This is a genomic window from Aeromicrobium piscarium (genome assembly GCF_007421815.1).
Taxonomy (GTDB): domain Bacteria; phylum Actinomycetota; class Actinomycetes; order Propionibacteriales; family Nocardioidaceae; genus Aeromicrobium; species Aeromicrobium piscarium.
This window is the reverse complement of record NZ_VLNT01000002.1, coordinates 45,792-68,363: the sequence shown is the minus strand read 5'-3', so window position 1 is coordinate 68,363 and position 22,572 is coordinate 45,792. Positions and strand designations below refer to the sequence as shown.

23 protein-coding genes are annotated in these 22,572 nt (G+C 68.9%); 18 read left to right on the top strand and 5 right to left on the bottom strand.

Translation table 11 applies throughout. The features are described 5' to 3' along the window. On the top strand, window positions 1–1,146 hold the full coding sequence (dprA, locus tag FNM00_RS03165; RefSeq protein ID WP_143911565.1) for a DNA-processing protein DprA: 1,146 nt from the start codon (window positions 1–3) through the stop codon (window positions 1,144–1,146). Here dprA and FNM00_RS03160 read toward each other — a convergent pair. Genes FNM00_RS03160 through FNM00_RS03145 form a run of 4 tightly spaced genes read right to left on the bottom strand, consistent with a single transcriptional unit; the run spans window position 1,107 to window position 3,679 of the window. Then, on the bottom strand, window positions 1,107–1,520 hold the full coding sequence (locus FNM00_RS03160) for a molybdenum cofactor biosynthesis protein MoaE (RefSeq protein WP_143911564.1): 414 nt from the start codon (window positions 1,518–1,520) through the stop codon (window positions 1,107–1,109). The genes dprA and FNM00_RS03160 overlap by 40 nt on opposite strands. Continuing rightward, window positions 1,517–2,026 (bottom strand): MogA/MoaB family molybdenum cofactor biosynthesis protein, encoded by a 510-nt coding sequence (locus tag FNM00_RS03155; protein WP_143911563.1) that lies wholly within the window; start codon window positions 2,024–2,026, stop codon window positions 1,517–1,519. Before FNM00_RS03155 ends, FNM00_RS03160 begins: the two co-directional genes overlap by 4 nt. Beyond that, the gene (gene moaC, locus FNM00_RS03150) at window positions 2,019–2,504 is read right to left on the bottom strand and encodes a cyclic pyranopterin monophosphate synthase MoaC (RefSeq protein WP_425456793.1); all 486 of its coding nucleotides are present in this window, start codon (window positions 2,502–2,504) and stop codon (window positions 2,019–2,021) included. Before moaC ends, FNM00_RS03155 begins: the two co-directional genes overlap by 8 nt. Next, a complete protein-coding gene (locus FNM00_RS03145; protein WP_143911561.1) occupies window positions 2,480–3,679 on the bottom strand; it encodes a molybdopterin molybdotransferase MoeA in 1,200 nt (399 codons plus the stop codon). The genes moaC and FNM00_RS03145 overlap by 25 nt, the downstream gene beginning before the upstream one ends. Before the next feature lie 97 nt (window positions 3,680–3,776). Between FNM00_RS03145 and modA the strand changes: the two genes are divergently transcribed. The 7 genes from modA (at window position 3,777) to FNM00_RS03110 (ending at window position 9,224) form a co-directional block, all read left to right on the top strand. Beyond that, the gene (gene modA / locus FNM00_RS03140) at window positions 3,777–4,559 is read left to right on the top strand and encodes a molybdate ABC transporter substrate-binding protein (protein ID WP_143911560.1); all 783 of its coding nucleotides are present in this window, start codon (window positions 3,777–3,779) and stop codon (window positions 4,557–4,559) included. A 1-nt stretch (window position 4,560) separates the two neighbouring features. Then, window positions 4,561–5,349: an ABC transporter permease gene (locus FNM00_RS03135; protein WP_246065045.1), complete on the top strand. Its 789-nt coding sequence runs from the start codon at window positions 4,561–4,563 to the stop codon at window positions 5,347–5,349. After that, window positions 5,346–6,425 carry a sulfate/molybdate ABC transporter ATP-binding protein gene (locus tag FNM00_RS03130; protein ID WP_246065044.1) on the top strand — a complete coding sequence of 360 codons (1,080 nt, stop codon included), beginning with the start codon at window positions 5,346–5,348 and terminating at the stop codon, window positions 6,423–6,425. The genes FNM00_RS03135 and FNM00_RS03130 overlap by 4 nt, the downstream gene beginning before the upstream one ends. Window positions 6,426–6,574: 149 nt before the next feature. Next, a complete protein-coding gene (locus tag FNM00_RS03125) occupies window positions 6,575–6,973 on the top strand; it encodes a TOBE domain-containing protein (RefSeq protein ID WP_143911559.1) in 399 nt (132 codons plus the stop codon). A gap of 43 nt (window positions 6,974–7,016) precedes the next feature. After that, complete coding sequence (moaA, locus tag FNM00_RS03120) at window positions 7,017–8,051, top strand: GTP 3',8-cyclase MoaA (protein WP_143911558.1); 1,035 nt, start codon at window positions 7,017–7,019, stop codon at window positions 8,049–8,051. A gap of 1 nt (window position 8,052) precedes the next feature. Continuing rightward, a complete protein-coding gene (locus tag FNM00_RS03115; RefSeq protein ID WP_143911557.1) occupies window positions 8,053–8,304 on the top strand; it encodes a MoaD/ThiS family protein in 252 nt (83 codons plus the stop codon). Window positions 8,305–8,312: 8 nt separating this feature from the next. Then, on the top strand, window positions 8,313–9,224 hold the full coding sequence (locus FNM00_RS03110; RefSeq protein WP_143911556.1) for a tyrosine recombinase XerC: 912 nt from the start codon (window positions 8,313–8,315) through the stop codon (window positions 9,222–9,224). A gap of 68 nt (window positions 9,225–9,292) precedes the next feature. On the opposite strand, the gene FNM00_RS03105 is transcribed toward FNM00_RS03110, so the two are convergent. Continuing rightward, window positions 9,293–10,171, bottom strand: a complete 879-nt coding sequence (locus tag FNM00_RS03105; RefSeq protein ID WP_143911555.1) for a peptidoglycan DD-metalloendopeptidase family protein — start codon at window positions 10,169–10,171, stop codon at window positions 9,293–9,295. Window positions 10,172–10,459: 288 nt separating this feature from the next. Here FNM00_RS03105 and rpsB point away from each other — a divergent pair, with 288 nt between their 5' ends. The 10 genes from rpsB to rlmN all read left to right on the top strand — a co-directional run bounded on the left by rpsB (window position 10,460) and on the right by rlmN (window position 22,138). Further along, window positions 10,460–11,398: a 30S ribosomal protein S2 gene (gene rpsB / locus FNM00_RS03100; RefSeq protein WP_143911554.1), complete on the top strand. Its 939-nt coding sequence runs from the start codon at window positions 10,460–10,462 to the stop codon at window positions 11,396–11,398. Window positions 11,399–11,432: 34 nt separating this feature from the next. Next, window positions 11,433–12,248: a translation elongation factor Ts gene (gene tsf / locus FNM00_RS03095; protein WP_143911553.1), complete on the top strand. Its 816-nt coding sequence runs from the start codon at window positions 11,433–11,435 to the stop codon at window positions 12,246–12,248. Window positions 12,249–12,659: 411 nt separating this feature from the next. After that, window positions 12,660–14,108: an SLC13 family permease gene (locus FNM00_RS03090; protein WP_221933565.1), complete on the top strand. Its 1,449-nt coding sequence runs from the start codon at window positions 12,660–12,662 to the stop codon at window positions 14,106–14,108. 120 nt (window positions 14,109–14,228) lie between these two features. Then, complete coding sequence (pyrH, locus tag FNM00_RS03085; protein WP_143911551.1) at window positions 14,229–14,936, top strand: UMP kinase; 708 nt, start codon at window positions 14,229–14,231, stop codon at window positions 14,934–14,936. Window positions 14,937–15,002: 66 nt separating this feature from the next. Then, window positions 15,003–15,524, top strand: a complete 522-nt coding sequence (gene frr / locus FNM00_RS03080) for a ribosome recycling factor (protein WP_240190674.1) — start codon at window positions 15,003–15,005, stop codon at window positions 15,522–15,524. Further along, window positions 15,514–16,353: a phosphatidate cytidylyltransferase gene (locus FNM00_RS03075; protein WP_221933563.1), complete on the top strand. Its 840-nt coding sequence runs from the start codon at window positions 15,514–15,516 to the stop codon at window positions 16,351–16,353. Before frr ends, FNM00_RS03075 begins: the two co-directional genes overlap by 11 nt. Before the next feature lie 66 nt (window positions 16,354–16,419). Further along, on the top strand, window positions 16,420–18,879 hold the full coding sequence (locus FNM00_RS03070) for a circularly permuted type 2 ATP-grasp protein (protein ID WP_143911548.1): 2,460 nt from the start codon (window positions 16,420–16,422) through the stop codon (window positions 18,877–18,879). Further along, the gene (locus FNM00_RS03065; RefSeq protein ID WP_143911547.1) at window positions 18,876–19,748 is read left to right on the top strand and encodes a transglutaminase family protein; all 873 of its coding nucleotides are present in this window, start codon (window positions 18,876–18,878) and stop codon (window positions 19,746–19,748) included. Before FNM00_RS03070 ends, FNM00_RS03065 begins: the two co-directional genes overlap by 4 nt. 49 nt (window positions 19,749–19,797) lie before the next feature. Next, complete coding sequence (locus FNM00_RS03060) at window positions 19,798–20,805, top strand: zinc-binding metallopeptidase family protein (protein ID WP_143911546.1); 1,008 nt, start codon at window positions 19,798–19,800, stop codon at window positions 20,803–20,805. Window positions 20,806–21,010: 205 nt separating this feature from the next. After that, a complete protein-coding gene (gene rlmN / locus FNM00_RS03055) occupies window positions 21,011–22,138 on the top strand; it encodes a dual-specificity RNA methyltransferase RlmN (protein ID WP_143911545.1) in 1,128 nt (375 codons plus the stop codon). The last annotated feature ends 434 nt before the right edge of the window (window positions 22,139–22,572 follow it).

Below are 22,572 nucleotides of genomic sequence, written 5' to 3'. Positions count from 1 at the left end.
ATGGGCGACGCGAGCGAACATGTGCGGGAGGCGCGGCTGCTGCTCTCCCTGGCGGTCGAGCCCGGTGATCCGCGACTGCCGTCCGCGCTCGAGGCCTCGGGCGGTGCCATCGGGCTGCTGGAGCGGCTCAGGTCGCCTACCGCAAGCTGGCCCGAGACGTGGATTAGAGGCCTGCGACGGGCGGAACGTGATCGTGCCGGGGTCGAGAGTGGCGGTCGCGACAACGGGGTGCGATGGGTCACGCCCGAGGACGAGGAGTGGCCGGTGCAGCTGGGCGACCTCCAGCACACCGAGGGGGCATCGGGCGCGGCAGGCGCACCCCTCGGGCTGTGGTGCCGAGGCACGGGGGACCTTCGGCTCCTCAGCGACCATGCTCTGGCCGTCGTCGGCGCCCGCGACTGCACGACCTACGGTGCCGAGGCCGCGGCGGATATCGCGGCGGTGGGTGCCGATGCCGGATTCAGCATCGTCAGCGGTGCGGCCTTCGGCATCGATGCCTCAGCCCATCGCGGCGGGATCCTGGTGGGCGATCCGGGCATCGCCGTCCTCGCCTGCGGGGCCGACCTGGATTATCCGCGCGCCCACGCCTCCCTCCTCGGACGCATCGCCGAGCGCGGGGTGGTGATCTCGGAGTACCCGCCGGGTGCGCCGGCGGCCCGCTCGCGCTTCCTCGCGCGCAATCGGCTCATCGCGGCCCTGAGCGACGGACTCGTCGTCGTGGAGGCGGCCCGGCGCAGCGGCTCGCTGAACACGCTGCACTGGGCTGATCGGCTGGGTCGGGTCACGATGGCGGTACCGGGGCCCATCACTTCAGCGCAGTCGCAGGGCACGCACGAGGCGATCCGCGGCGGCAAAGCCGTTCTCGTCGGCAGCGGCACCGATGTCGTGGCCGAGCTCCTCGGCTTCTCCGCGCAGGTCGGCGGTAGCGAGCTGCCCGACCCGGTCGCCGGAGCTGTGCTCGATGCGCTCGATCGCGTCCCGGTTTTTCCCGCGGAACTGGCGCGACGGCTGCGCATCGGCACGTCCCATGCACTGCGTGCCTTGAATCGTCTGGAACGTGCTGGACTGGCCTGGCAGGCCGATGCGGGCTGGTGTCGTGTCGAAGCTCAGGGCGAGTTGACCCAGTCGTCCGATCCGTCGGCGTAGAACTGGTGCTTCCAGATCGGGACGGTCGCCTTGACATCGTCGATGAGGTCGGCGATCGCGGCGAAGGCCTCGCTGCGGTGCGGGGCGGACACCGCAGCGGCGATCGCCGCATCGCCGATCGCCAGGCTCCCGGTCCGATGCAGGACCGCCACGGAGACCCCGCGTTCGGCGATCCGTGCCGCCGACGCCTGCAGACGGGCGACCGCCTCTGGATGTGCCTCGTAGACCAGGCGGGTCACCGACCGGCCGCCGTCGTGATCGCGTACACAGCCTGTGAAGGTCGCCACTGCGCCGTGCCCGGGGGTGCCGACGAGGGCGACGAGCTGGTCGAGCTCGAGGTCGTCGTCCCAGATATCGGCCAGCTGAACGCTCATCGGTCTTCTCCTCGGGGTGGGTGCGGGTCGTCGTCGGTGAGATGTCCGAGCTGCGCCAGGAGATGATGCACCAGGGGCTCGAGGACCTCCAGGCCGTCACGGACCCCTCCAGGCGAGCCCGGCAGATTCGCGATGAAGGTCCGCCCCGCGACGCCGGCGCGTCCTCGGGACAGCGCCGCGAAGGGTGTCGCCTCGAGACCACGGGCCCGCATCGCCTCGGCGACTCCAGGCAACGGTCGCTCCAACACGGCGTCGGTGGCCTCGGGAGTCAGATCATCCACGGTGATGCCGGTCCCGCCGGTCGTCAGCACCACCGCGATGCCGCCGCCGACGGCATCGCGCAGCGCGGTCTCGACCGGAGGCCCGTCGGGCACCACCACCGGATCGCCGCAGGACACCCCCTGCTCGCGAAGCCAGTCGGCGATCACCGGGCCGGTGCGGTCCTCGGCCTCGCCGTGCGCGGCACTGGTGGAGGCCACGACGACGAGGCCGGTGGGCTCACGCATCCCCGGCCTCCCAGTCGTGCGTGCCGCCCTGTTTCGAGATCACCCGGATGCCCTCGATCGAGGCCGCGCGATCGACGGCCTTGACCATGTCGTAGAGCGTCAGTCCCGCCACGCTCACCGCCGTCATCGCCTCCATCTCGACCCCGGTCGGAGCCGTCGTGCGGACGGTGGCGCGGATGACGACCGTATCGGTCTCGGGAAGGAGGTCGATCTCGATCTTCGACAACGGCAGGGGATGACAGAGGGGGATGAGCGTGGGAGTCTGCTTGGCGGCGAGCACACCGGCGATGCGTGCGGTGGCGAGTGCCTCACCCTTGGGGAGTCGGCCGTCGGTGATCTGGTCGACCACATCGGGGCGCGTCACGAAACGGCCTTCGGCCACCGCGGTGCGAGTCGTGGACTCCTTGGCCGAGACATCGACCATATGTGCCGAGCCGTCGTCCCGGTAATGGCTCAGAGCGCTGCGATCCTCCACCACGCCACTGTATCGCCGGCCGCTAACTCCTCGATCTCGGCGGGCACGAAGATCAGGTGGGTGGCCACAGCGTAGGCGGCCAGCAGATGCGAGCCCGCTCCACCGATCACCCGCGCCTCTCCGTGCTCGTCGAGGGTCCCGCGCCGCACTTGGAGCTTGCCGGGGATCGAGGTCAGCGGCGCAGCCAGAGGCGCTGTGCCACGAGGGCGATCAGGATCGACCTGCCCGCATCGACGTGCGAGCCCAGGACGGATGAACAACTCGAAGGACACCAGCGAACTGACCGGATTGCCCGGGAGGCACAGGATCGGCAGTCCGGCGCGTACGGCGCGACCTTGGGGGCCGCCTGGTTGGAGGGGAACGTGATCGAACCATGCGTCGGCGAGCGGGGAGAGGGCTTGGCGCACGACCTCGTAGGCGCCGGCGCTGACCCCGCCGATCGTGAGCGCGAGGTCGTGGTCGAGGCGATCGAGCAGTTCGTCGAACTCGTGCGGGGAGTCCGAGCAGATGAAGCGATCGACGTGCGCTCCGATCTCGGCGCAGGCAGCGGCGAGTGCCGCGCTGTTCGAGTCCGGGATCTGGCCGTTGGCGATCTCGTCACCGGTGCTGATGATCGCGATCCGCAGAGTCGGCTCGACCTCGACCGACGTCAGGCCGCCCCCGGTGAGCGCACCGATGCCCGCCACCGAGATCGAGGTGCCGGCAGGCATGAGGACCGCACCGGCGCGGATGTCATCGCCGCGGGGACGGACGTACTGTCCCCCGGGGGCAGGGGCGTCGAAGGTGACCTCAGGGGCGGAGAAATCGCCGGGCCGGGTTCGCTCGATCGGGATCACGGCGTCGGCGCCTGCGGGAATCGGCGCCCCGGTCATGATCGGGGCGGCTGTGCCGGGCGTCAGGGAGCCGGCCGATGCGCCAGCGGCGATGGGCGCCGCGACCGGGAGCGTCACCGGTGCGGTCTTCGCCGACCGCAAGTCCGTACTCCGGACGGCGAATCCGTCCATCTGGGAGTTGTCGAAGGCGGGGACGTCCTCAGGTGCGGCGACATCTCGGGCAAGTCGGCGGCCGAGCGCCTGGGGGAGGGAGCACGAGTCCGCCGGCCGGGCCCGGCGTCTCTGGTCGGCGAGGGCCAGCAGTCGCTCGACCTCGGTGCGATGTGTTTCCAGGCTCACGGTCATGTCCGAACGCTACCGGTCGTGCCGCGACGGACGACAGGGGATCGCACCTGCGGGTCGAATCGGCCAGATCTATCGCATATGCGTAGAATCATCGCCTATGAGACGTTTCTTGGGCGCCGCCGCAGCTCTCGCGCTGATCGGCGGATTGAGCGCGTGCGGTGGCGATGGAGACAACGAGGCCTCGAGCGAGGCGGAGACCGAGCAGGTCACGCTGACCGTCTTCGCCGCGGCATCGCTGACCAGTACTTTCACCGAGCTGGGTGAGAGATTCGAGGCGGAGAACGAAGGAGTCTCGGTCGAGTTCAACTTCGCGGGGTCCTCCGATCTGGTGGCGCAGATCCAGAACGGGTCTCCGGCCGATGTCTTCGCTTCAGCCGACGAGAAGAACATGGAGAAGGCGACCGGCGATGACCTGGTGGAGGGCGAGCCGACGTTGTTCGCCGCCAACACGCTGCAGATCGTCACCGCTCCGGGCAATCCGAAGGACATCGAGGGTTTCGAGGACCTGGCCGCCGAGGACGTCACCCTGGTCATCTGCGCTCCCGAGGTGCCGTGCGGCGCCGCCACCAAGGAGGTCGAGGAGAGCTCGGGTGTCACCCTGAGTCCGTCCAGCGAGGAGTCCGCCGTAACCGACGTGCTCGCCAAGGTCACTTCCGGGGAGGCCGACGCCGGGCTGGTCTACGTCACGGATGCTGTGGGCGCAGGGGATGCGGTGGAGAGCATCTCCTTCCCGGAGGCCGCTGAGGCCGTCAACGACTACCCGATTGCGGTCCTCTCCGACAGCGAGCACGGCGACGTGGCTCAGCGCTTCGTCGACTTCGTGCTGGGCCCCATGGGCCAGGAGGTGCTCGGCGAGGCGGGCTTCGTGCAGTCTGAGTGACGTGAGATCCCCTCAGTACTCCGGCCTCCCGGCCTGGGTCTATGTCCCCGCGGTGGCGGGAGCGGCCTTCGTGCTGCTCCCGCTGCTCGCTTTGATGGCTCGCGTCGACTGGTCGCAGTTCATCTCCTTGATCACCTCCGAGTCATCGGTCGCAGCCTTGAGGTTGAGCCTGATCACCGCCTCGATCAGCACGGTGGCGTGCCTCGTCCTCGGCGTGCCGATGGCGATCGTGCTCGTCCGGACCCGCTTCGCGGGTCAGTCGGTGTTGCGTTCGCTCGTGCTGCTGCCGATGGTGCTCCCCCCGGTCGTCGGTGGCATCGCCCTGCTCTACACCTTCGGTCGCCGCGGCCTGCTGGGTGAGCACCTGGAGGTCCTCGGTATCCAGATCGCCTTCTCGACCGCGGCGGTGGTGCTCGCTCAGACCTTCGTGTCGCTGCCCTTCCTCGTGGTCAGCCTCGAGGGCACGCTGCGCACGGCGGGCCAACGCTACGACATCGTGGCGGCAACCCTCGGCGCCAAGCCGACCACCGTCTTGCGGCGCGTGACCCTGCCGTTGGTGCTGCCGGGCCTCGCTTCCGGCGCGATCCTGGCCTTCGCGCGGGCGCTGGGGGAGTTCGGCGCCACGATCACCTTCGCGGGCAGCCTGCAGGGTGTGACGCGCACCTTGCCGCTGGAGATCTACCTGCAGCGCGAGGTCGACCCGGACGCCGCGGTGGCGCTGTCACTGGTTCTCGTGGTGGTGGCGGTGCTCGTCATCGGCCTCGTGCGTGGGTCGAGGGGGCAGATGTGACTGATACGCCGGCATTGGAGTGCGAGATTCTCCTCGAGGAGCGGGGAGTGGATCTGCGGCTGGAGGTCGCGGACGGAGAGACGGTCGCGGTGCTCGGTCCCAATGGCGCCGGCAAGTCCACGCTGCTGTCCACGATCGCGGGGACCTTGCGTCCCGATCGGGGCAGCGCGCGCCTCGGCAGCGAGACGCTGTTCGACGTGGACACCGGGGGACGGGGACTATGGCGGCAGCCCCACGCCCGGGGTATCGCGCTGCTGGCACAGGATGCCCTGCTGTTCCCCCATCTGACGGTGACCGAGAATGTCGCCTTCGGGCCTCGCAGTAGGGGCGTGCCGCGACGTGCGGCACGAGAGGCTGCCCGACGCTGGTTGGACGAGGTGGGGGCCGGCGAGTACGCCGGGCGTAAGCCGTCGCAGCTCTCCGGAGGGCAGGCTCAACGCATCTCGGTGGCCCGCGCTCTCGCCGCCGAGCCGCGGTTGCTGCTGCTCGATGAGCCGATGGCCGCGCTGGACGTCACCATGGTGCCCTCGGTGCGCCAGATGCTGCGCCGGGTCCTGGCCGACCGGACGTCGGTCATCGTCACGCACGATGTGCTCGATGCGCTGCTCCTCGCCGACCGGGTGGTCGTGTTGGAGGACGGTGGGGTGGCTGAGGAGGGGCCGACCGCCGACGTGCTCGCCCGACCGCGCAGTACCTTCGGCGCGTCGATCGCCGATGTCAACCTGTGGCCCGGAACCGCCACGAAGGACGGTGTGCGGTCGACGGGCGGGGCCGAGATGCACGGTGCTGCCCACATCGCGGTGGATCCGGGACAGCCGGCGATCGCCGCCTTCGCTCCACGGGCGGTGGCCCTCTACCTCGAGCCCCCGGTCGGCAGCCCCCGCAACGTGCTCCCGGCGAGGGTCCGCGAGCTGGAGCCGCGTGGGGCGACCGTGCGGGTGCGCGTCGACGGCCCCGGGGGTGCCGAGATGAGCGCCGAGGTGACGGCGGGAGCTCTCGCCGAACTGGGCCTGGTGCCGGGAACGGAGGTCTTCGCCGTGGTGAAGGCCACCGAGGTCACGACCTATCCGGCCTAGCGGGCCTCGTCACGGTGGGCGGTGAGCTGCGCACCTCTGGTCACGGTGGGCGGTGGGCTGCGCACCTCTCGACGGTGGTGAGACGTGCGTGGCCCACCGCCCACGGTCGGCCGAGCGAGGATCCCGCTCGGACCCTAGACTCAGGCGCCATGACGCAGATCCGCGTGGCCGAGGCGGCGAGATTCCTCGGAGTCAGCGACGACACGGTCCGGCGATTGCTGTCCTCGGGCGCCTTGGAATCGGGTGGGGGATCGCCGGCCTCGGTCGACGGTGCGAGTCTCGGCCGCTACGCACGAGAGCACGCGGTCGTGCCCTCGGACGGACTCGGCGTCGCGCGGTCGGCGCGCAATCGCTTCGTGGGGATCGTCACCGAGGTCGTGAGCGACACGGTGATGTCACAGGTCGAGCTGCAGTGTGGACCGCATCGCGTGGTCTCGTTGATGAGCACCGAATCGGTGCGTGAACTCGGGCTCGAGCCAGGGGCCGTGGCGGTGGCGGTCGTCAAGGCCACGACGGTCATCGTCGAGACCAGCGACGACGCGCGGTGAGTGCCCGGCGGGGCGCCCTGGTGTCCTGGGTCATACTGGATCCATGGCTGCCTCAGCGATGCTCCCTCACCCCGTGGCGCGTCCGTTGGCCGACCGTCACGGCAGGGTCGCCGACGACCTGCGCATCTCGCTGACCGAGCGATGCAATCTGCGCTGTACCTACTGCATGCCGGCGGAAGGACTGCCGCTCGCTCCCGACGAAGCGTTGATGACGCGGGCCGAGATCGCCCGCCTCACGAGCATCGCCGTCCGTGACCTGGGTGTCAGATCCGTCCGGCTGACCGGCGGGGAGCCGTTGCTGCGCCGCGATCTCATCGAGATCGTCGGCGATCTCGCAGAACTCGATGTCGATCTGAGCCTGACCACCAATGCCGTCGGCCTGGCCTCGCGAGCCCAGGCACTCGTGGACGCGGGCTTGCAGCGGATCAATGTCTCCCTCGACACCCTGGACCCGACCCACGCGCAGCTGCTCAGCCGGCGCTCGCTGCTGCCACGTGTGCTGGAGGGCATCGACGCCGCTGAAGTGGCGGGTCTCTCGCCGATCAAGGTCAACGCGGTGCTCATGCCGGGTATCAACGACGGCGAGGATGCCGCACAGCTTCTCGAATGGTGTCTCGACCGCGACTTCGAACTGCGGTTCATCGAGCAGATGCCGCTCGACGCCGACCGAGTGTGGGACGCACGCACCTTTGTGCCCGCCGCTCGTGTCCGCGAGATCCTCGGTGACGCGGGGTATCGGCTGCGTCCGCACCCCGCCCCTCGCGAGGGCGCACCGGCCGAGCGTTTCGAGGTGCTGGGCGGTGACGGAACTGCGCGCGGCACGATCGGCATCATCGCCTCGATCAGCGAGCCCTTCTGCGCCGACTGCCGGCGCACGCGACTGACCTCGCAGGGCACCATCCGCCACTGCCTGTTCGCGCGCACCGAGACCGACCTGCTGGGCCCGTTGCGTGAGGGCGCCGACGACGACGCGATCGCCGACCTGTGGCGTGAGGCGATGTGGGGCAAGCCCGCGGGCCACGGCATCGACGAGCATTTCGAGGCCCCGGAGCGGTCGATGAGCCAGATCGGTGGTTGAGGTGACCCGCATCCGTCTGTTCGCCGCAGCGCGGCACTCCGTGGGGCGTGCCGAGTTCGGGCTCGAGGATCTCGAGCTGACCGATCCCACGACCGTCGGCGCCGTCATCGAGGCCCTGAGCGCGTATTCGCCGAGTGCCCGACCGGTCCTCGAGGGATGCTCGGTGCTCGTGGACGGCGAGCGTCGTTCGGGTGCAGGACGGGTCGAGGGCGCACAGACCGTCGATCTGCTTCCGCCGTTCGCGGGCGGCTGAGCTCGGTCATGAGCGAGGACATCGGCGAGCGGTGGAGCGCGGTGCTCGGCGAGTACGAGCATCATCTGCGCCGGGAACGCGATCTCTCCGAGCATTCGGTCCGGGCGTATCTGACCGATCTGCGCTCGCTCGCGGTCCACGCCGAACGTCTCACGATCGCCGATCCTGCCGGCCTCGACCTGCGCGCTCTGCGCAGCTGGCTGGCATCGCTCAAGACGCGGGGCGCCGCTCGGACGACTCTGGCGCGGCGGTCGACGGCCGTCCGGGTGTTCACCGCCTGGCTGGTGCGGACGGGGCGTGCTGAGCAGGACGCGGGCGCGCTGCTGGCGTCTCCCAAGGCGCACCGAGAGCTGCCGGTGGCCCTCAGCCAGCAGGACATCCGTGAGGTCATCGATGCCGTCCCGGCCGACGATCCGGTGGGATGGCGCGATCTGGCGATACTGGAGGTGCTGTATGCCACCGGCGTCCGCGTCGGCGAGTTGACCGGTGCCGACCTCGACGATGTCGATCGTGAGCGTCGCGTGCTGCGTGTGCTCGGCAAGGGGCGCAAGGAGCGAACGGTGCCCTATGGTGTGCCCGCCGCCGAGGCGCTCGAACGGTGGTTGAGCCAGGGGCGGCCCGCACTCGTCACCGCGGCGAGTGGCCCGGCCCTCTTCCTGGGCGCGCGAGGCGGCCGCATCGACCCCCGCACGGTACGTCAGGTGGTGCACCGCCGTCTCAATGCCGTCGAGGGTGTGCCCGATCTCGGACCGCACGGGCTCCGGCACACCGCGGCGACGCATCTGCTGGAGGGCGGTGCCGATCTGCGCTCGGTGCAGGAGATCCTCGGACACGCCTCCTTGGGCACGACGCAGATCTACACCCATGTGACCAACGAACGCCTGCGCGCCGCCTACCGCCAATCCCACCCCCGAGCTTGAGTCGAGGCCACGTGTCGGCGGCAGGTGTTCTCGATACGGCCCCCGCTCGACCACCGATTCCCACCCCCTCACCCCGCGCCGCCCGCTGACAGCGGATCGACGGGGGTGCCGTCGATGAGGAGCATGAGATGCAGGTGGCAGCCGGTAGACATGCCGGTGGTGCCGACACGGCCGATGACATGGCCCGCCTCGACGCGGTCGCCGGCGCGCACCTCGCGGCTGCTCAGGTGGCTGTAGGAGGTGACCCGGCCGTCGCCGTGGGCGAGCTCGACCTGTTCTCCATAGGCCCCCCGGTGAGCGGAGAAGGTCACGGTGCCGGCCAGCAGGGCGGGGACCGGGGTTCCGCAGGCGGCCCCGAGGTCCACGCCGTCGTGGAGCTTGACCTCGCCGGTGACCGGGTGGCGGCGCATCCCGAACGGCGACGTGACCGGTCCGCCGAGGAGGTTGACGATGCCCTCGGGCTCCCAGGACGGCGGCGACGGCGGAGGTCCGTCGGGCGAGATCAGCCGCACATCGTCGGCACCGAGCAGGGCCGCCGGGTCCAGGTAGTCGTCACCGCGCAAACGGCCGAGATTCAGACAGGTGGTGCGGCACGATGGGTGTCCCGCGAGCAAGGCGCCGATCGGCTGACCGGCCTGCACGGCATCGCCGGCGCTGACCGTCGCTCGCACGGGCTGGTAGGTCGATCGCTCGACGCCGTGGTCCACGGTCACAGTGGCGACGCCCGCGACATCACCGGCGAAGGTCACGGTGCCGGTGGCGACCGCGACGACGGTCTCACCGGCACGCCCAGGAAGATCGACACCGCGGTGGCCGGGGCCGTAGGGGTCCGTAGGAGGTGCGAACTCTCGCTCGACCGAGCGCGTCTGGACCGGCCATAGCCAGGCCCCGTCGTAGGAGAGGCCGTGCGGAAGGAGCAGGGTGGTGGCGAGGAGCATGGCAGTCATGAGTCGAGTCGACCCGAACGAGGACCTCAGGAGAAGGCGTCGATTGCGATCTGTGGACGACGCCGACGACACGGCGGGGTGTGGATTTCGCTCCCGCACCTGCCTCGGCTAGACTTGCCCCATCGCCTCGAAAGAGGCGAAATTCGCGCGCCCGAAAGTGCATGACGCGTTTCGCCGAATGCACCGTCGCAGACCTGGTCCCGCCCCGGCGGGTGGCCTGCCTCAGTTCGGACGCCAGGGGCACCGCCGCCGGCGGTGTCGTCAACCAGGTAGAGAGGAAGTACGGCCATGGCCGTCGTCACCATGCGTCAGCTGCTCGAGAGCGGCGTTCATTTCGGGCATCAGACCCGCCGCTGGAATCCGAAGATGAAGCGCTTCATCTTCACCGAGCGCAACGGCATCTACATCATCGACCTGCAGCAGTCGCTGGCCTACATCGACGCTGCCTACGAGTTCGTCAAGAGCACCGTCGCTCGCGGCGGCACGGTCCTGTTCGTCGGCACCAAGCGTCAGGCGCAGGAGCCGATCGAGGAGCAGGCCAAGCGCGTCGGCATGCCCTACATCAACCAGCGTTGGCTGGGCGGCATGCTCACCAACTTCTCGACCATCAGCGCTCGTCTGCAGCGCATGAAGGAGCTCGAGGAGATCGACTTCGACGATGTCGCGGGCTCCAACCGCACCAAGAAGGAACTGCTGCAGATGAAGCGCGAGTACGACAAGCTCTCGCGCACGCTCGGCGGTATCCGCGACATGCACCGCACGCCCAATGCGGTCTGGATCGTCGACACCAAGAAGGAGCACCTCGCGGTCGACGAGGCGAGGAAGCTCAACATCCCGATCGTCGCGATCCTGGACACCAACTGCGATCCCGATGACGTCGACTACCCGATCCCGGGCAATGACGACGCCATCCGCTCGGTCGGCCTGCTCACGCGCGTCGTCGCCGACGCGGCTGCCGACGGCCTGATGGCCCGCGGCGGCGCCAAGACGGGCGAGGAGACCCCGGGCTCCGAGCTCGGCGCCGAGGAGCCCCTGGCCGACTGGGAGCGCGAGCTGCTCGAGCAGAAGGACGCCGCGCAGACCGGTCAGGTCTCGCCGGCGAAGGCCGAGGCCGCAGCGCCCGCTGAGACCACAACGGTCGAGGAGGCCAAGGCGGAGACCGCCGAGCCCACGCCGGCCGAGACCGCTGAGGCTGCCGCTCCCGGCGCCGACACGCCGGCCGAGTGACCACCTGACCCGAACGAGAAACGAGACGAAACCCATGGCAATCACTGCTGCCGACGTCAAGAAGCTCCGCGACGCCACCGGCGCGGGCATGATGGACGCGAAGAAGGCCCTCACCGAGGCCGACGGCGACTACGACAAGGCCGTCGAGCTGCTGCGCATCAGCGGCGCGGCCAAGGCCGCCAAGCGTGGCGCTGAGCGTGAGGCTTCGGCCGGTCTGGTCGCGAACTCCGGTGCTGCGATCGTCGAGCTCAACTCCGAGACCGACTTCGTGGCCAAGAACGAGCAGTTCATCGAGCTGGCCGAGCGTCTGGCCGCAGCGGCCGATGCGGCCAAGCCGGCCGACGCCGAGGCGTTCAAGAGCGCGCAGCTCGATGACGGACAGACCGTCGAGGAGGCGGTGACCTCGCTCGCCGGCGTCATCGGCGAGAAGATCGAGCTCGGTCGCGTCGCTGCCTTCGACGGCAATGTCGCGACCTACATGCACCGTCGTGCGACCGACCTGCCCCCGGCGGTCGGCGTGCTGGTGGAGTTCGAGGGCGACAGTGAGGAGGCCGCCCGTGGCGCCGCCATGCAGATCGCCGCGATGCGTCCGCGTTACCTCACCCGCGAGGAGGTGCCGTCCGAGATCGTGGAGAAGGAGCGCGAGATCGCCGAGGCCACCGCCCGCGAGGAGGGCAAGCCCGAGCAGGCGCTGCCCAAGATCATCGAGGGACGCGTCAACGGCTTCTTCAAGGAGACCGTGCTGCTCGACCAGCCCTCGGTGACCGACAACAAGAAGTCGGTCAAGCAGGTCCTCGACGAGGCCGGCGTGGCCATCAAGCGCTTCGCGCACATCGAGGTCGGCGGCTGACGCCTCCACCTCCGCGACAGCGGCCCCCGCAGGAACGTTCCTGCGGGGGCCGCTGCGTTGTGGACCCCCTCGAATCCCGCCCGGGGCGGTGAGCACGCGTCCGTTCTCGAGAGCCGGCGGTGGGTGAGCGTCCGTCTGCTGCCGGGAATGGACGCTGGTGCACCGCTCGGGTACGGGTGCCGGAGGACCCGCTCGAGCGATGGCCATCGCGACCACGGAGGCACATCGTGCGTCATGACCGCGGCGCTGCGAGCCACGTGGATCGCCCCTACGGTGGTGTGATCACCAGCACAGGGAGGGGCCGCCATGGGCGACAGCGCAGGTCGAACCGAGCAGAAGCCGTCTGCGAGCGCCGAACAGGAGGAATCGCCAGGGTCGCGGGCTGAAGCGATAACTGAGTCGCGTCGGCGGTTGCGCTGGGGAGGGATCGTCGGCGGACTCGTCCTGGCCGGGGTGATCTTCCTGGTGATGCCCGGCGATCTCGCGGTGGCGGCGCGCGTCACCGCCGCCACTGCGGCTCTGATGGCGGTCTGGTGGATGACAGAGGCCATCCCGATCCCGGCGACCGCCCTGCTTCCTCTGGTGATCTTCCCGGTGCTGGTCGATGATGTCGGAGTCGACGACGTCGGTGCCTCCTATGGCAACAACATCATCTTCCTGTTCATGGGCGGATTCATGCTGGCTCTGGCGATGCAGAGGTGGAATCTGCATCGACGGATCGCGCTGCTCACGGTGCGCGCGATGGGGACCAGACCCTCGATGGTCGTGGCCGGCTTTATGCTGGCGACCGGCTTCATCAGCATGTGGGTATCGAACACCGCCACTGCGGTCATGATGCTGCCGATCGGCATCTCGGTGCTGGTTTTGGTGGCGAATCTTGAGAACGCGGACTCCCAGGAAGTCAAGGATGCCGTGGTTCGATCCAATTTCGGCACCGCGCTGATGCTCGGCATCGCTTATGCGGCATCGCTCGGTTCTCTGGCGACCATCATCGGCACTCCGCCGAATACCCTGCTGGTCGGCTATATGGACTCCGCCCACGACGTGCAGATCGGGTTCGGCCAGTGGATGCTCGTGGGTCTGCCGCTCGCAGTGGTGTTCCTGGTGTTCTGCTGGTGGTTGCTGACCCAGGTGCTGTTCAAGCCCGAGATCGATGAGATCCCCGGCGGCCGGGAGATGTTGAGCGATGAGCTGGACAAGCTGGGTCCGATGTCCCAGGGGGAGTGGCGCGTGCTCGCCGTGTTCGTGCTCGCCGCCGTCAGCTGGGTCTCGGTTCCGCTGGTCTTCGACGATCCGCCGGTCAGCGACGCGGGGATCGCCATGATCGTCGCGGTCCTGCTTTTCCTCCTTCCGGGGGGTGCGTCCCCGGGGGTGAGGCTGCTCGACTGGGATGCGGCGGTCGAGTTGCCATGGGGCGTCCTGCTGCTCTTCGGCGGTGGCCTCGCCCTCTCCGCGCAGTTCACCGAGAGCGGTCTGACGGAGTGGATCGGCGAATCGGTGGAGGCGCTCGGCGCTGTGCCGGTCCTGCTATTGGTGGCGATCGTCGCGGCCGGTGTGCTCGGCCTGACCGAGCTGACATCGAATACCGCGACGGCCGCCACGTTCCTACCGGTCGCCGGTGGGGTGGCACTCGGACTCGGGCTCGATCCGCTGCTCTTGGCCATACCGGTGGCGCTGGCCGCGACCTGCGCTTTCATGCTGCCCGTCGCGACCCCGCCGAATGCCATCGCCTTCGGCTCGGGCTATGTGACCATCGGGCAGATGATCAAGGGCGGCTTCTGGCTGAACATGTTCGGCATCGTGGCGATCACGCTGACGACCATGACGCTGGCGGCGTGGGTCTTCGGCATCGCCTACTAGTACGGCTGATGAGGCGAGGCGTCTCTAGCGACCTCCGCGCATCACGATCGATGCCGCGCCCGCGCGGCAGCCTCCACAGCGCGGGCGGTCGCGTCGGTGCCATCCGATAGGCTCGTGATCATGTCGCGACGCGTTCTCCTCAAGCTCTCCGGTGAGGCCTTCGGTGGCGGAGGCATCGGTATCGACCCCGATGTCGTCGGCGGTATCGCCGGCCAGGTGGCCGAGGCAGTGGCCGAAGGCGTCGAGGTCGCGATCGTCGTCGGCGGTGGCAACTTCTTCCGTGGCGCCGAGCTCAGTCAGCGGGGCATGGAGCGGTCGCGCGCCGACTACATCGGCATGCTCGGCACGGTCATGAACGCCCTCGCATTGCAGGACTTCATCGAGAAGACCGGTATCGAGACCAGGGTGCAGAGCGCCATCCACATGGCGCAGGTCGCCGAGCCGTACATCCCGCGCCGCGCGATCCGGCACCTGGAGAAGGGACGCGTCGTCATCTTCGGTGCCGGCGCCGGTATGCCGTACTTCTCCACCGACACCGTCTCTGCACAGCGCGCCCTCGAGATCAAGGCCGACGCGGTGCTCATGAGCAAGAACGGTGTCGACGGCGTCTACGATGCCGATCCGCGCACCACCCCCGAAGCCCGCAAGTTCGACCACGTCACCTTCGACGAAGCACTCCAGCGCAGCCTCAAGGTCGTCGACGCGGCCGCCTTCGCCCTGTGCATGGAGAACCGTCTGCCGATGCTGGTCTTCGGCATGCACGGCGAGGGCACCATCGCGCGAGCACTGCGCGGTGAGAAGATCGGAACACTCGTCCACGCGGGCTGATCCCCGCCGGACCGACCAAGGAGTAATGACGTGATCGACCAGACCCTGCGCGACGCCGAGTCCAAGATGACCAAGGCCGTCGAGCACACGCGCGAGGAGTTCGCCGCGATCCGCACCGGGCGCGCCCATCCGGCGATGTTCTCGCAGATCACCGCCGAGTACTACGGCACGCCCACGCCGTTGCAGCAGCTCGCCGGATTCCAGGTGCCCGAGGCGCGCACCGTCATCATCAGTCCCTACGACCAGGGAGCCAAGAGCGCCATCGAGAAGGCGATCCGCGACTCCGACCTGGGCGTCAACCCCACCGATGACGGCAAGGTGCTGCGGGTGACGCTGCCCGAGCTCACCGAGGAGCGTCGCAAGGAGTACATCAAGCTCGCCAAGTCCAAGGCCGAGGAGGGACGCGTCGCCGTCCGCGCCGTCCGCCGCGGGGCCAAGCAGGCCTTCGACAAGGCCGAGAAGGACTCCGACATCAGCAAGGACGACAACACCGGCGCGGAGAAGCGTCTCGACGGTCTCACCAAGAAGTACGTCGATCAGATCGACGAGGCGCTCAAGGCCAAGGAAGCAGAGCTCCTTGACGTCTGACTCTCCTCAGCCCAAGCCCAGCCGGGCTGGGCGCAATCTGCCAGCGGCAATCGGCGTCGGGGTCAGCCTCGGCGCCGTCGTCGTGGCATCGTTGTTCTTCGTCAAGGACCTGTTCGTCCTCGTCGTCGCACTCGCCTTGACCGTGGCTCTGCTTGAGCTGAGCAAGGCGCTGCGGGCCGCGCGGATCACCGTGCCCGTCCTGCCGGTGCTCGTGGGCGGGCTCGTCATGCTCGGGGTCGCCTATTTCGACGACATGGAGACCGCCGCGGCCGTCATGGCCCTCTCGGTCCTGGCGACACTGGTGGTCCGGCTGCCGCGCGGTGCCGAGGGCTTCGTGCGCGACAGCACGGCGGGCGTCTTCTGTCTCGCCTATCTGTTCCTCATGGGCTCCTTCGTCGTGCGCATGCTGGACAATCCGGACGGAGCCTGGCGGATCGTCGCCTTCGTCGTCGCCACGATCGCCTCCGATATCGGCGGGTACGCCGCCGGCGTGCTGTTCGGCAAGCACCCCATGGCTCCCACGATCTCCCCGAAGAAGTCCTGGGAGGGCTTCGCCGGTTCGATGATCACCGGAGTCGTGCTCTCGACCCTGGTCGTCGTCTACGGTCTCGACGGCGAGGTCTGGGTCGGCGTGCTGCTCGGCGCCGCGGCGGTCGTCATGGCGACCGTGGGCGACCTGTGCGAGTCGCTCATCAAGCGCGATATCGGGATCAAGGACATGGGCAATATCCTGCCTGGGCACGGTGGCCTGATGGACCGGCTCGACTCGCTGGTCGCCGTCGCGCCGGTGGCCTATCTGGTGCTCTACCTGCTCGTTCCGGTGGCCTGAGAGCCGCTGTGAGCAGATGACGGTGGACGGCGTGGACGGGGCAGACGCCGGCGACGGATGCGCCGGATGAACGGCCTGCGCGATTATGTCGCCACGCGCGGAGCTCTGTCCCTGCTCGCCCTCGACTCGGCATCGAGCGGCTACGACGAGCTGGTGGCCCAGGACGGTGCGCCCCGCGCGGCCTGGCGGCGATTGCTCGCCGGGCACGAGCCGGATCTCGTCGACCTGCGACGCGTCGATGCGGAGATCGAGCGCATGCTCTCCGATGACGGCGTCGTCTACGCTCCGCCGGGACAGCGACAGCACCAGTGGCGGCTCGATCCGGTCCCGCTGGTGGTCGATGCCGCCGAGTGGGCGGACCTGGAGAAGGGGCTCGCCCAGCGCGCGGAGCTGTTGAATGCCATCGTCGCCGACCTGTACGCCGAACGCACGGTGCTGAGCCAGGGTCTACTGCCGCCGGAGATCGCGTTCGCCCATCGCGGCTTCGTGCGGTCGCTGGCCCGGCCCGGCCAGAACGATCCGGCGCCGGTGACGATCACCGCGGCCGATCTCTCGAGGGCCGAGACCGGTGAATGGCTCGTGACGGCCGACCGCGTGCAGGCGCCGTCCGGTATCGGTTTCGCGATGGAGAACCGGCGGGTCCTCTCTCGGGTCCTGCCCCAGTTGCACCGCGAGGCCGCCGCCCATCGGCTCGCACCGTTCTTCCAGGCACTGCGTTCGGCGATCCTGCAGGCCGCGCCGGACGGCATCGAGTCGCCGCGCGCGGTGGTGCTCTCACCGGGGCCGATGTCCGAGACGGTCTACGACCAGGCCTCCATCGCGGCAAGCATGGGCTTCCCGCTCGTCGAGGCCGCTGACCTGACCGTGTCATCGGGATGTCTGTGGTTGCGTTCCCTGGACGGACTGCAACGTGTCGACGTGGTCGTGCGCCGCGTCGACGCGGCCTGGAGCGACCCCCTCGAGCTGCGGGGAGACTCGCGCCTGGGCGTGCCAGGGTTGTCAGAGGCCGTTCGCCGCGGCAACGTCCGTCTGGTCAACTCCCTGGGCGCCGGGGTTGCGGAGAACCCCGGGCTGATGCCCTTCCTGCCGGACCTGTGCGAGGAGTTGCTCGGCGAGCCGTTGCGGCTCTCGTCGGTCGGCACTCACTGGGGCGGCGCCCCGGGTGGCCGCGATCTGCTCATCGACCGGATGAGCGAGCTGCGGATGACCACACTCGACGGAAGGGGCGTCCCCTCGGATGCGGAGGAGCTGCGTCGGCGCATCGAGACCGAGCCCTGGCGGTGGGTCGGGCAGGATGCCCTGCACGCCTCGTCCATGCCGGCGCTGGAGGGTGATCGGCTGACACCGCACACGGTGCGGTGGCGGACCTTCACGATGCGGCACGGCGCCTCCTACCGACCGATGGCCGGCGGCCTGGCCACCGCGCGCAGCGCGGTGGGGGAGCAGCAGGTGAGCAAGGATGTCTGGGTCGTGAAACAGGATCCGGCCGATCCCGACCAGGGATTGTCCGAGCTCATGCCCGTCACCGCGCTCCGGACGCCCGCGACGCTGCCGCCGCGAGCGCGCGGAGACATGTACTGGATGGGCCGCTATGTCGTCCGGATCGAGGACACGTTGCGGCTCTGGCTGCCCTGCCACGCACTGGCGATCGACTTCCATCACCGACCCGGCTCGCCGGGGGGCGAGGCACTGGCCGTGCTGCGAGCGGCCTTGCGCCGGCTCATGTCGGCATCCGATGCCCTCGTCGACGCCGATGATCTGCGCACCGCGCTGAGCGATGCGGGCCGTCCCGGCTCGGTGGCCCAGTCCGTCGAGCAGCTGACTCTGATCGCGCAGAGCCTGCGCGATCAGGTCTCACCCGATCTGTTCCGGGTGACCGGCGCCCTCGCTCGCGCCCTCGACGCCTCGCGCGAGAGGGCGAGCGACACGCACCTCGGAGAGGACGCCGAGACGATGCTGACCGGGGTGCTCGCCCTGAACGGGGTGAGCGAGAACATGGTGCGAGATGCGGCGTGGCGTGTCCATGAGATCGGCCGCACGATCGAACGCGCGTCACAGCTGACGCAGCTGTTGGAGCCGGCTCTGGGCCGTCGACGCGGGCCCGAGATCGATCGCGAGGTGTTCGACGCGGTGCTTCAGGTCACCGAGAGCGCTGTGACGCATCGGCGCCGTTACCGCGGTTACGTACGCGTGGCCAATGTCGTTGACCTGCTGGTACTCGACGCGGAGAACCCACGCTCGCTGCGTTTCTCCCTCGAGCGGATCCAGCAGCATCTGTCGGCGCTGCCGGCGTCCTCGGGATCGACTCGGCCCGAACGTCTCGTCGACGATCTGCTGGCCCTGTTGAGCGACACCGATCTGGCGCACCTCGTGGTGATCGAGGGGGAGTACCGGCCGCGCTTGCGTGAGCTGCTGGTCACGGTGCAGAGCCAGCTGTGGTCGCTGTCGGAGGCCATCGAGAACGTCCATCTCGCCTCCGGTCCGCGGCAGCGGCCGATCGAGCTTCCGCTGGTGATCGAGCCGTGACCCGCTACCAGGTGCAGCATCGGACCTCCTACTCCTATGACGCCCTCGTGACCAGCAGCTACGGCGTGGCGTGGGTGATGCCACGCCGAATGCCCGGTCAGGAGGTCGCCGATGCGACCGTGGCGGTACTGCCTGAGCCCGAGGATCTGGGGATCTCATCGGACTACTACGGCAACGAGGTTCGCTACTTCCACGTCACCTCGCCGCACACCGAGCTGGTGGTCGACGCGCACAGTGTGGTCGACGTCGCGACGGTGGAGTTCCCTCGAGCCCTGCTGGACCGTGCGTGGGAGACGTGCCGCCCGCTCGGCAGCGCCGAACCCCGGGCCTGGCGCGCGGTCGACTTCGCGCTCGAGTCGCCGCTGGTGGAGCACCCCGACTCAGCACGCGAGTACGCCGCGGCCACGTTGTCGCCAGAGCGGCCGGTCGGGGAGGCGGTGAGCGAGCTCGTCCACCGCATCCACGCGGACTTTGCCTACCGTCCCGGCGTGACATCGGTGACCTCGACGGTCGACGAGGTGTTCGCCGCGCAGGCCGGAGTATGCCAGGACTTCACCCATCTGCTCCTCTCCTGTCTGCGTTCACACGGGCTGGCGGCGCGTTATGTGAGCGGCTACCTCGCCACGACACCCCCACCGGGCAGGGACCGCCTCGTCGGCGCGGACGCCTCTCATGCGTGGGCGGCCGTGTGGCTGGGAGACGATCACTGGCTGGCGGTCGATCCCACCAACGACACCCGTGTCGACGATCGTTACGTCACCGTGGCCTGGGGACGGGACTACGGTGACGTCCCGCCGGTCAAGGGCACCGTGTTCACCACGGCGTTCTCCTCCGAACTGAGCGTGTACGTGGACGTCCAGGCCGTCTGAGCCCGCCTGCGGCGTGCGGAGCGGGCAGCGCCCCACCAGACTGGGCCCTGTGCGTGCCTTCACCTGTCGGGTCTGCGACAGCGCCCTGTATTTCGAGAACTCCGTCTGCGTCACCTGCGGTAGTCAGCTCGGCTTCTCGCGAGCCGAACGTGCCATCGTCCCGCTCAGCGCCGACGACGGCACCTACACCGATGCGTCGGGACTGCGGTGGACCCGTTGCGCCAACCTGGGATTGTCCGGTTGCACGTGGCTCACGGAGGACCCGGAGGGCCTGTGCTTCAGCTGTTCGCTGACGCGCACCCGGCCCAATGACGCCGATCTCGCGGGGCTCAGCGCCTTCGGGATCGCCGAGCAGGCCAAGCGGCGTCTCATCGTGGAGCTCGACGATCTGGGACTCCCGATCATCCCTCGCCAGGCCGATCCCGAGAACGGACTGGCCTTCGATCTGCTATCCAGCACGAATGAGGAGGTCACGATCGGTCACGCTGACGGTGTCATCACGATCGACCTGGCCGAGGGGAACGATGCCTACCGCGAGCGACTGCGGGAGCAGCTCGATGAGCCGTACCGGACGATGCTCGGACACTTCCGCCACGAGATCGGGCACTACTACGAGCCCATCCTGATCGACGACGACGAGTTGCGTGCCCGCTATCGAGAGCTGTTCGGGGACGAGCGCGCCGACTACCAGGCGGAGATCGACCGGCACTACGCGCAGGGCCCCCCGGAGGACTGGCCCGAGCGCTACATCAGCGCCTACGCGACGATGCATCCCTTCGAGGACTTCGCCGAGACCTTCGCGCACGTGCTACACATCACCGACTCGGTCGACACGGCCAGCGCCTACGGCCTCGTCACGGTCGATCCCTCGGCGTTCACGGTCTTCCGCGACCTCGTGACGGGCGTCTGGATCCCGCTCAGCACGGCGCTGAACCAGATCAATCAATCCATGGGCAAGGAGCCGCTGTATCCCTTCGTCCTCGCGCCGGGGGTGCTCGACAAGCTGGAGTTCGTGGCCTCCCTCATCGGCCGTCAGCGCGCGATCGCCGCGGGGTAGCTCGTCAACCTCGCCTTCCCGGTGGCGGTACGTCGTCAACCTCACCTCGCGGGTGGAGGTACGTTGTCAACCTCACCGGCTCAGGATGAGGTTGACGACGTACCGCCTAGGGTGCGGAAGGGTTGATGCTCTACCGCCCCTAGCGCCGGCGACGACCGCTCGTCAGGATTCGTCCGCACCTGGTCCCGTCTGGGACACTGGGGACATGACCGAGCCGACCCGTGCGCTGCCGCTCGTGCTGACGCCGCCGAAGGGCCGTGGCAAGCCGCCCCGTCACCTCGCCGACCTCGATGCCGCCGAACGCAAGGCCGCCGCCGACGATCTGGGGGAGCCGGCGTTCCGCGTCAAGCAGGTCGCCCACCACTACTTCTCCCGCCTCGAACGAGACTCGGCCAAGATGACGGATCTCCCCGCAGCCAGTCGCGACCGGATCGCCGGGGCCTTGCTGCCCGATCTGCTCGACCAGGTCCGGGTGATGGAGGCCGACGGCGGAACCACCCGCAAGACCCTCTGGCGCCTGTTCGACGGGTCACTGGTCGAGTCGGTGCTCATGCGGTACCCGGATCGTGCCACCATCTGCGTGTCCAGCCAGGCCGGCTGTGGCATGGCATGTCCGTTCTGCGCCACGGGCCAGGGCGGATTGCAGCGCAATATGAGCACCGCCGAGATCATCGATCAGGTCGTCGACGGTGCCGCGGCGATGGCGAACGGCCTCGTGCCCGGGGGCCCGGGGCGACTGTCCAATGTCGTCTTCATGGGCATGGGTGAGCCGATGGCGAACTACAAGGCGGTCATCGGCGCGGTTCGCCGCATGGTCGCTCCGGCGCCGGATGGGCTCGGACTCTCCGCGCGCAATATCACCGTCAGCACGGTGGGCCTGGTGCCGCGGATGAAGCAGCTGGCCACCGAGGGCATCCCGGTCACGCTCGCGCTCTCCCTGCACGCGCCCGATGACGAGCTGCGCAACGAGCTCGTCCCGATCAACACCCGCTTCTCGGTCGCCGAGGTCGTCGACGCCGCGTGGGAATACGCCAAGGTCACCAAGCGCCGGGTCTCCATCGAGTACGCGATGATGCGCGACATCAACGACCAGGCCTGGCGAGCCGACATGCTCGCCGATGTCCTCAACTCCTATGGCGACTGGGGCTGGGTGCACGTCAACCTCATCCCGCTCAACCCCACGCCGGGCTCGAAGTGGACCGCCTCGCGGCCCGAGGATGAGCGTGAGTTCGTGCGTCGGCTGGTTGCCAAGGGCATCCCCACTACAGTGCGAGACACCCGCGGCTCCGATATCGACGGTGCCTGCGGACAGCTCGCCGCCGCCGACGCCTGAGAGCTGGAGGGAGATCGGGCACATGCGCTGGAGCCGGCCCTTTCTGTCGGCAGAGGGGTAATATCAGGTACGACCGTTCCGGCCGAAGTCCTCGACGCGGTTCTCGGCTTGCACGAGGACGTGCAGGATGAACTGGTGCGCGAGCTTGCGGTTCGACGCCACGAAGGTGGTCTACCGTCCTATTCCGCATGGGACGATGAGATCGCGATTCGGGTGGACGAGCTGGTGAGCGGTCGCATCGACACCGTTCCGATGTCGCAGGTCAAGGCCGACTTGGCCGCGAATCGGGCCGCTCGAGACGAGTGAAGCTCGACCCGGGGTTCCATCCGGCGGCCCGTTCGGAGCTCATCGCGGAGGTGATGCACCTCAATGACGAACGTCCTGGGCTCGGTGACGAGTTTGACCGGGCACTTGACACAGTGATCGAGATGATC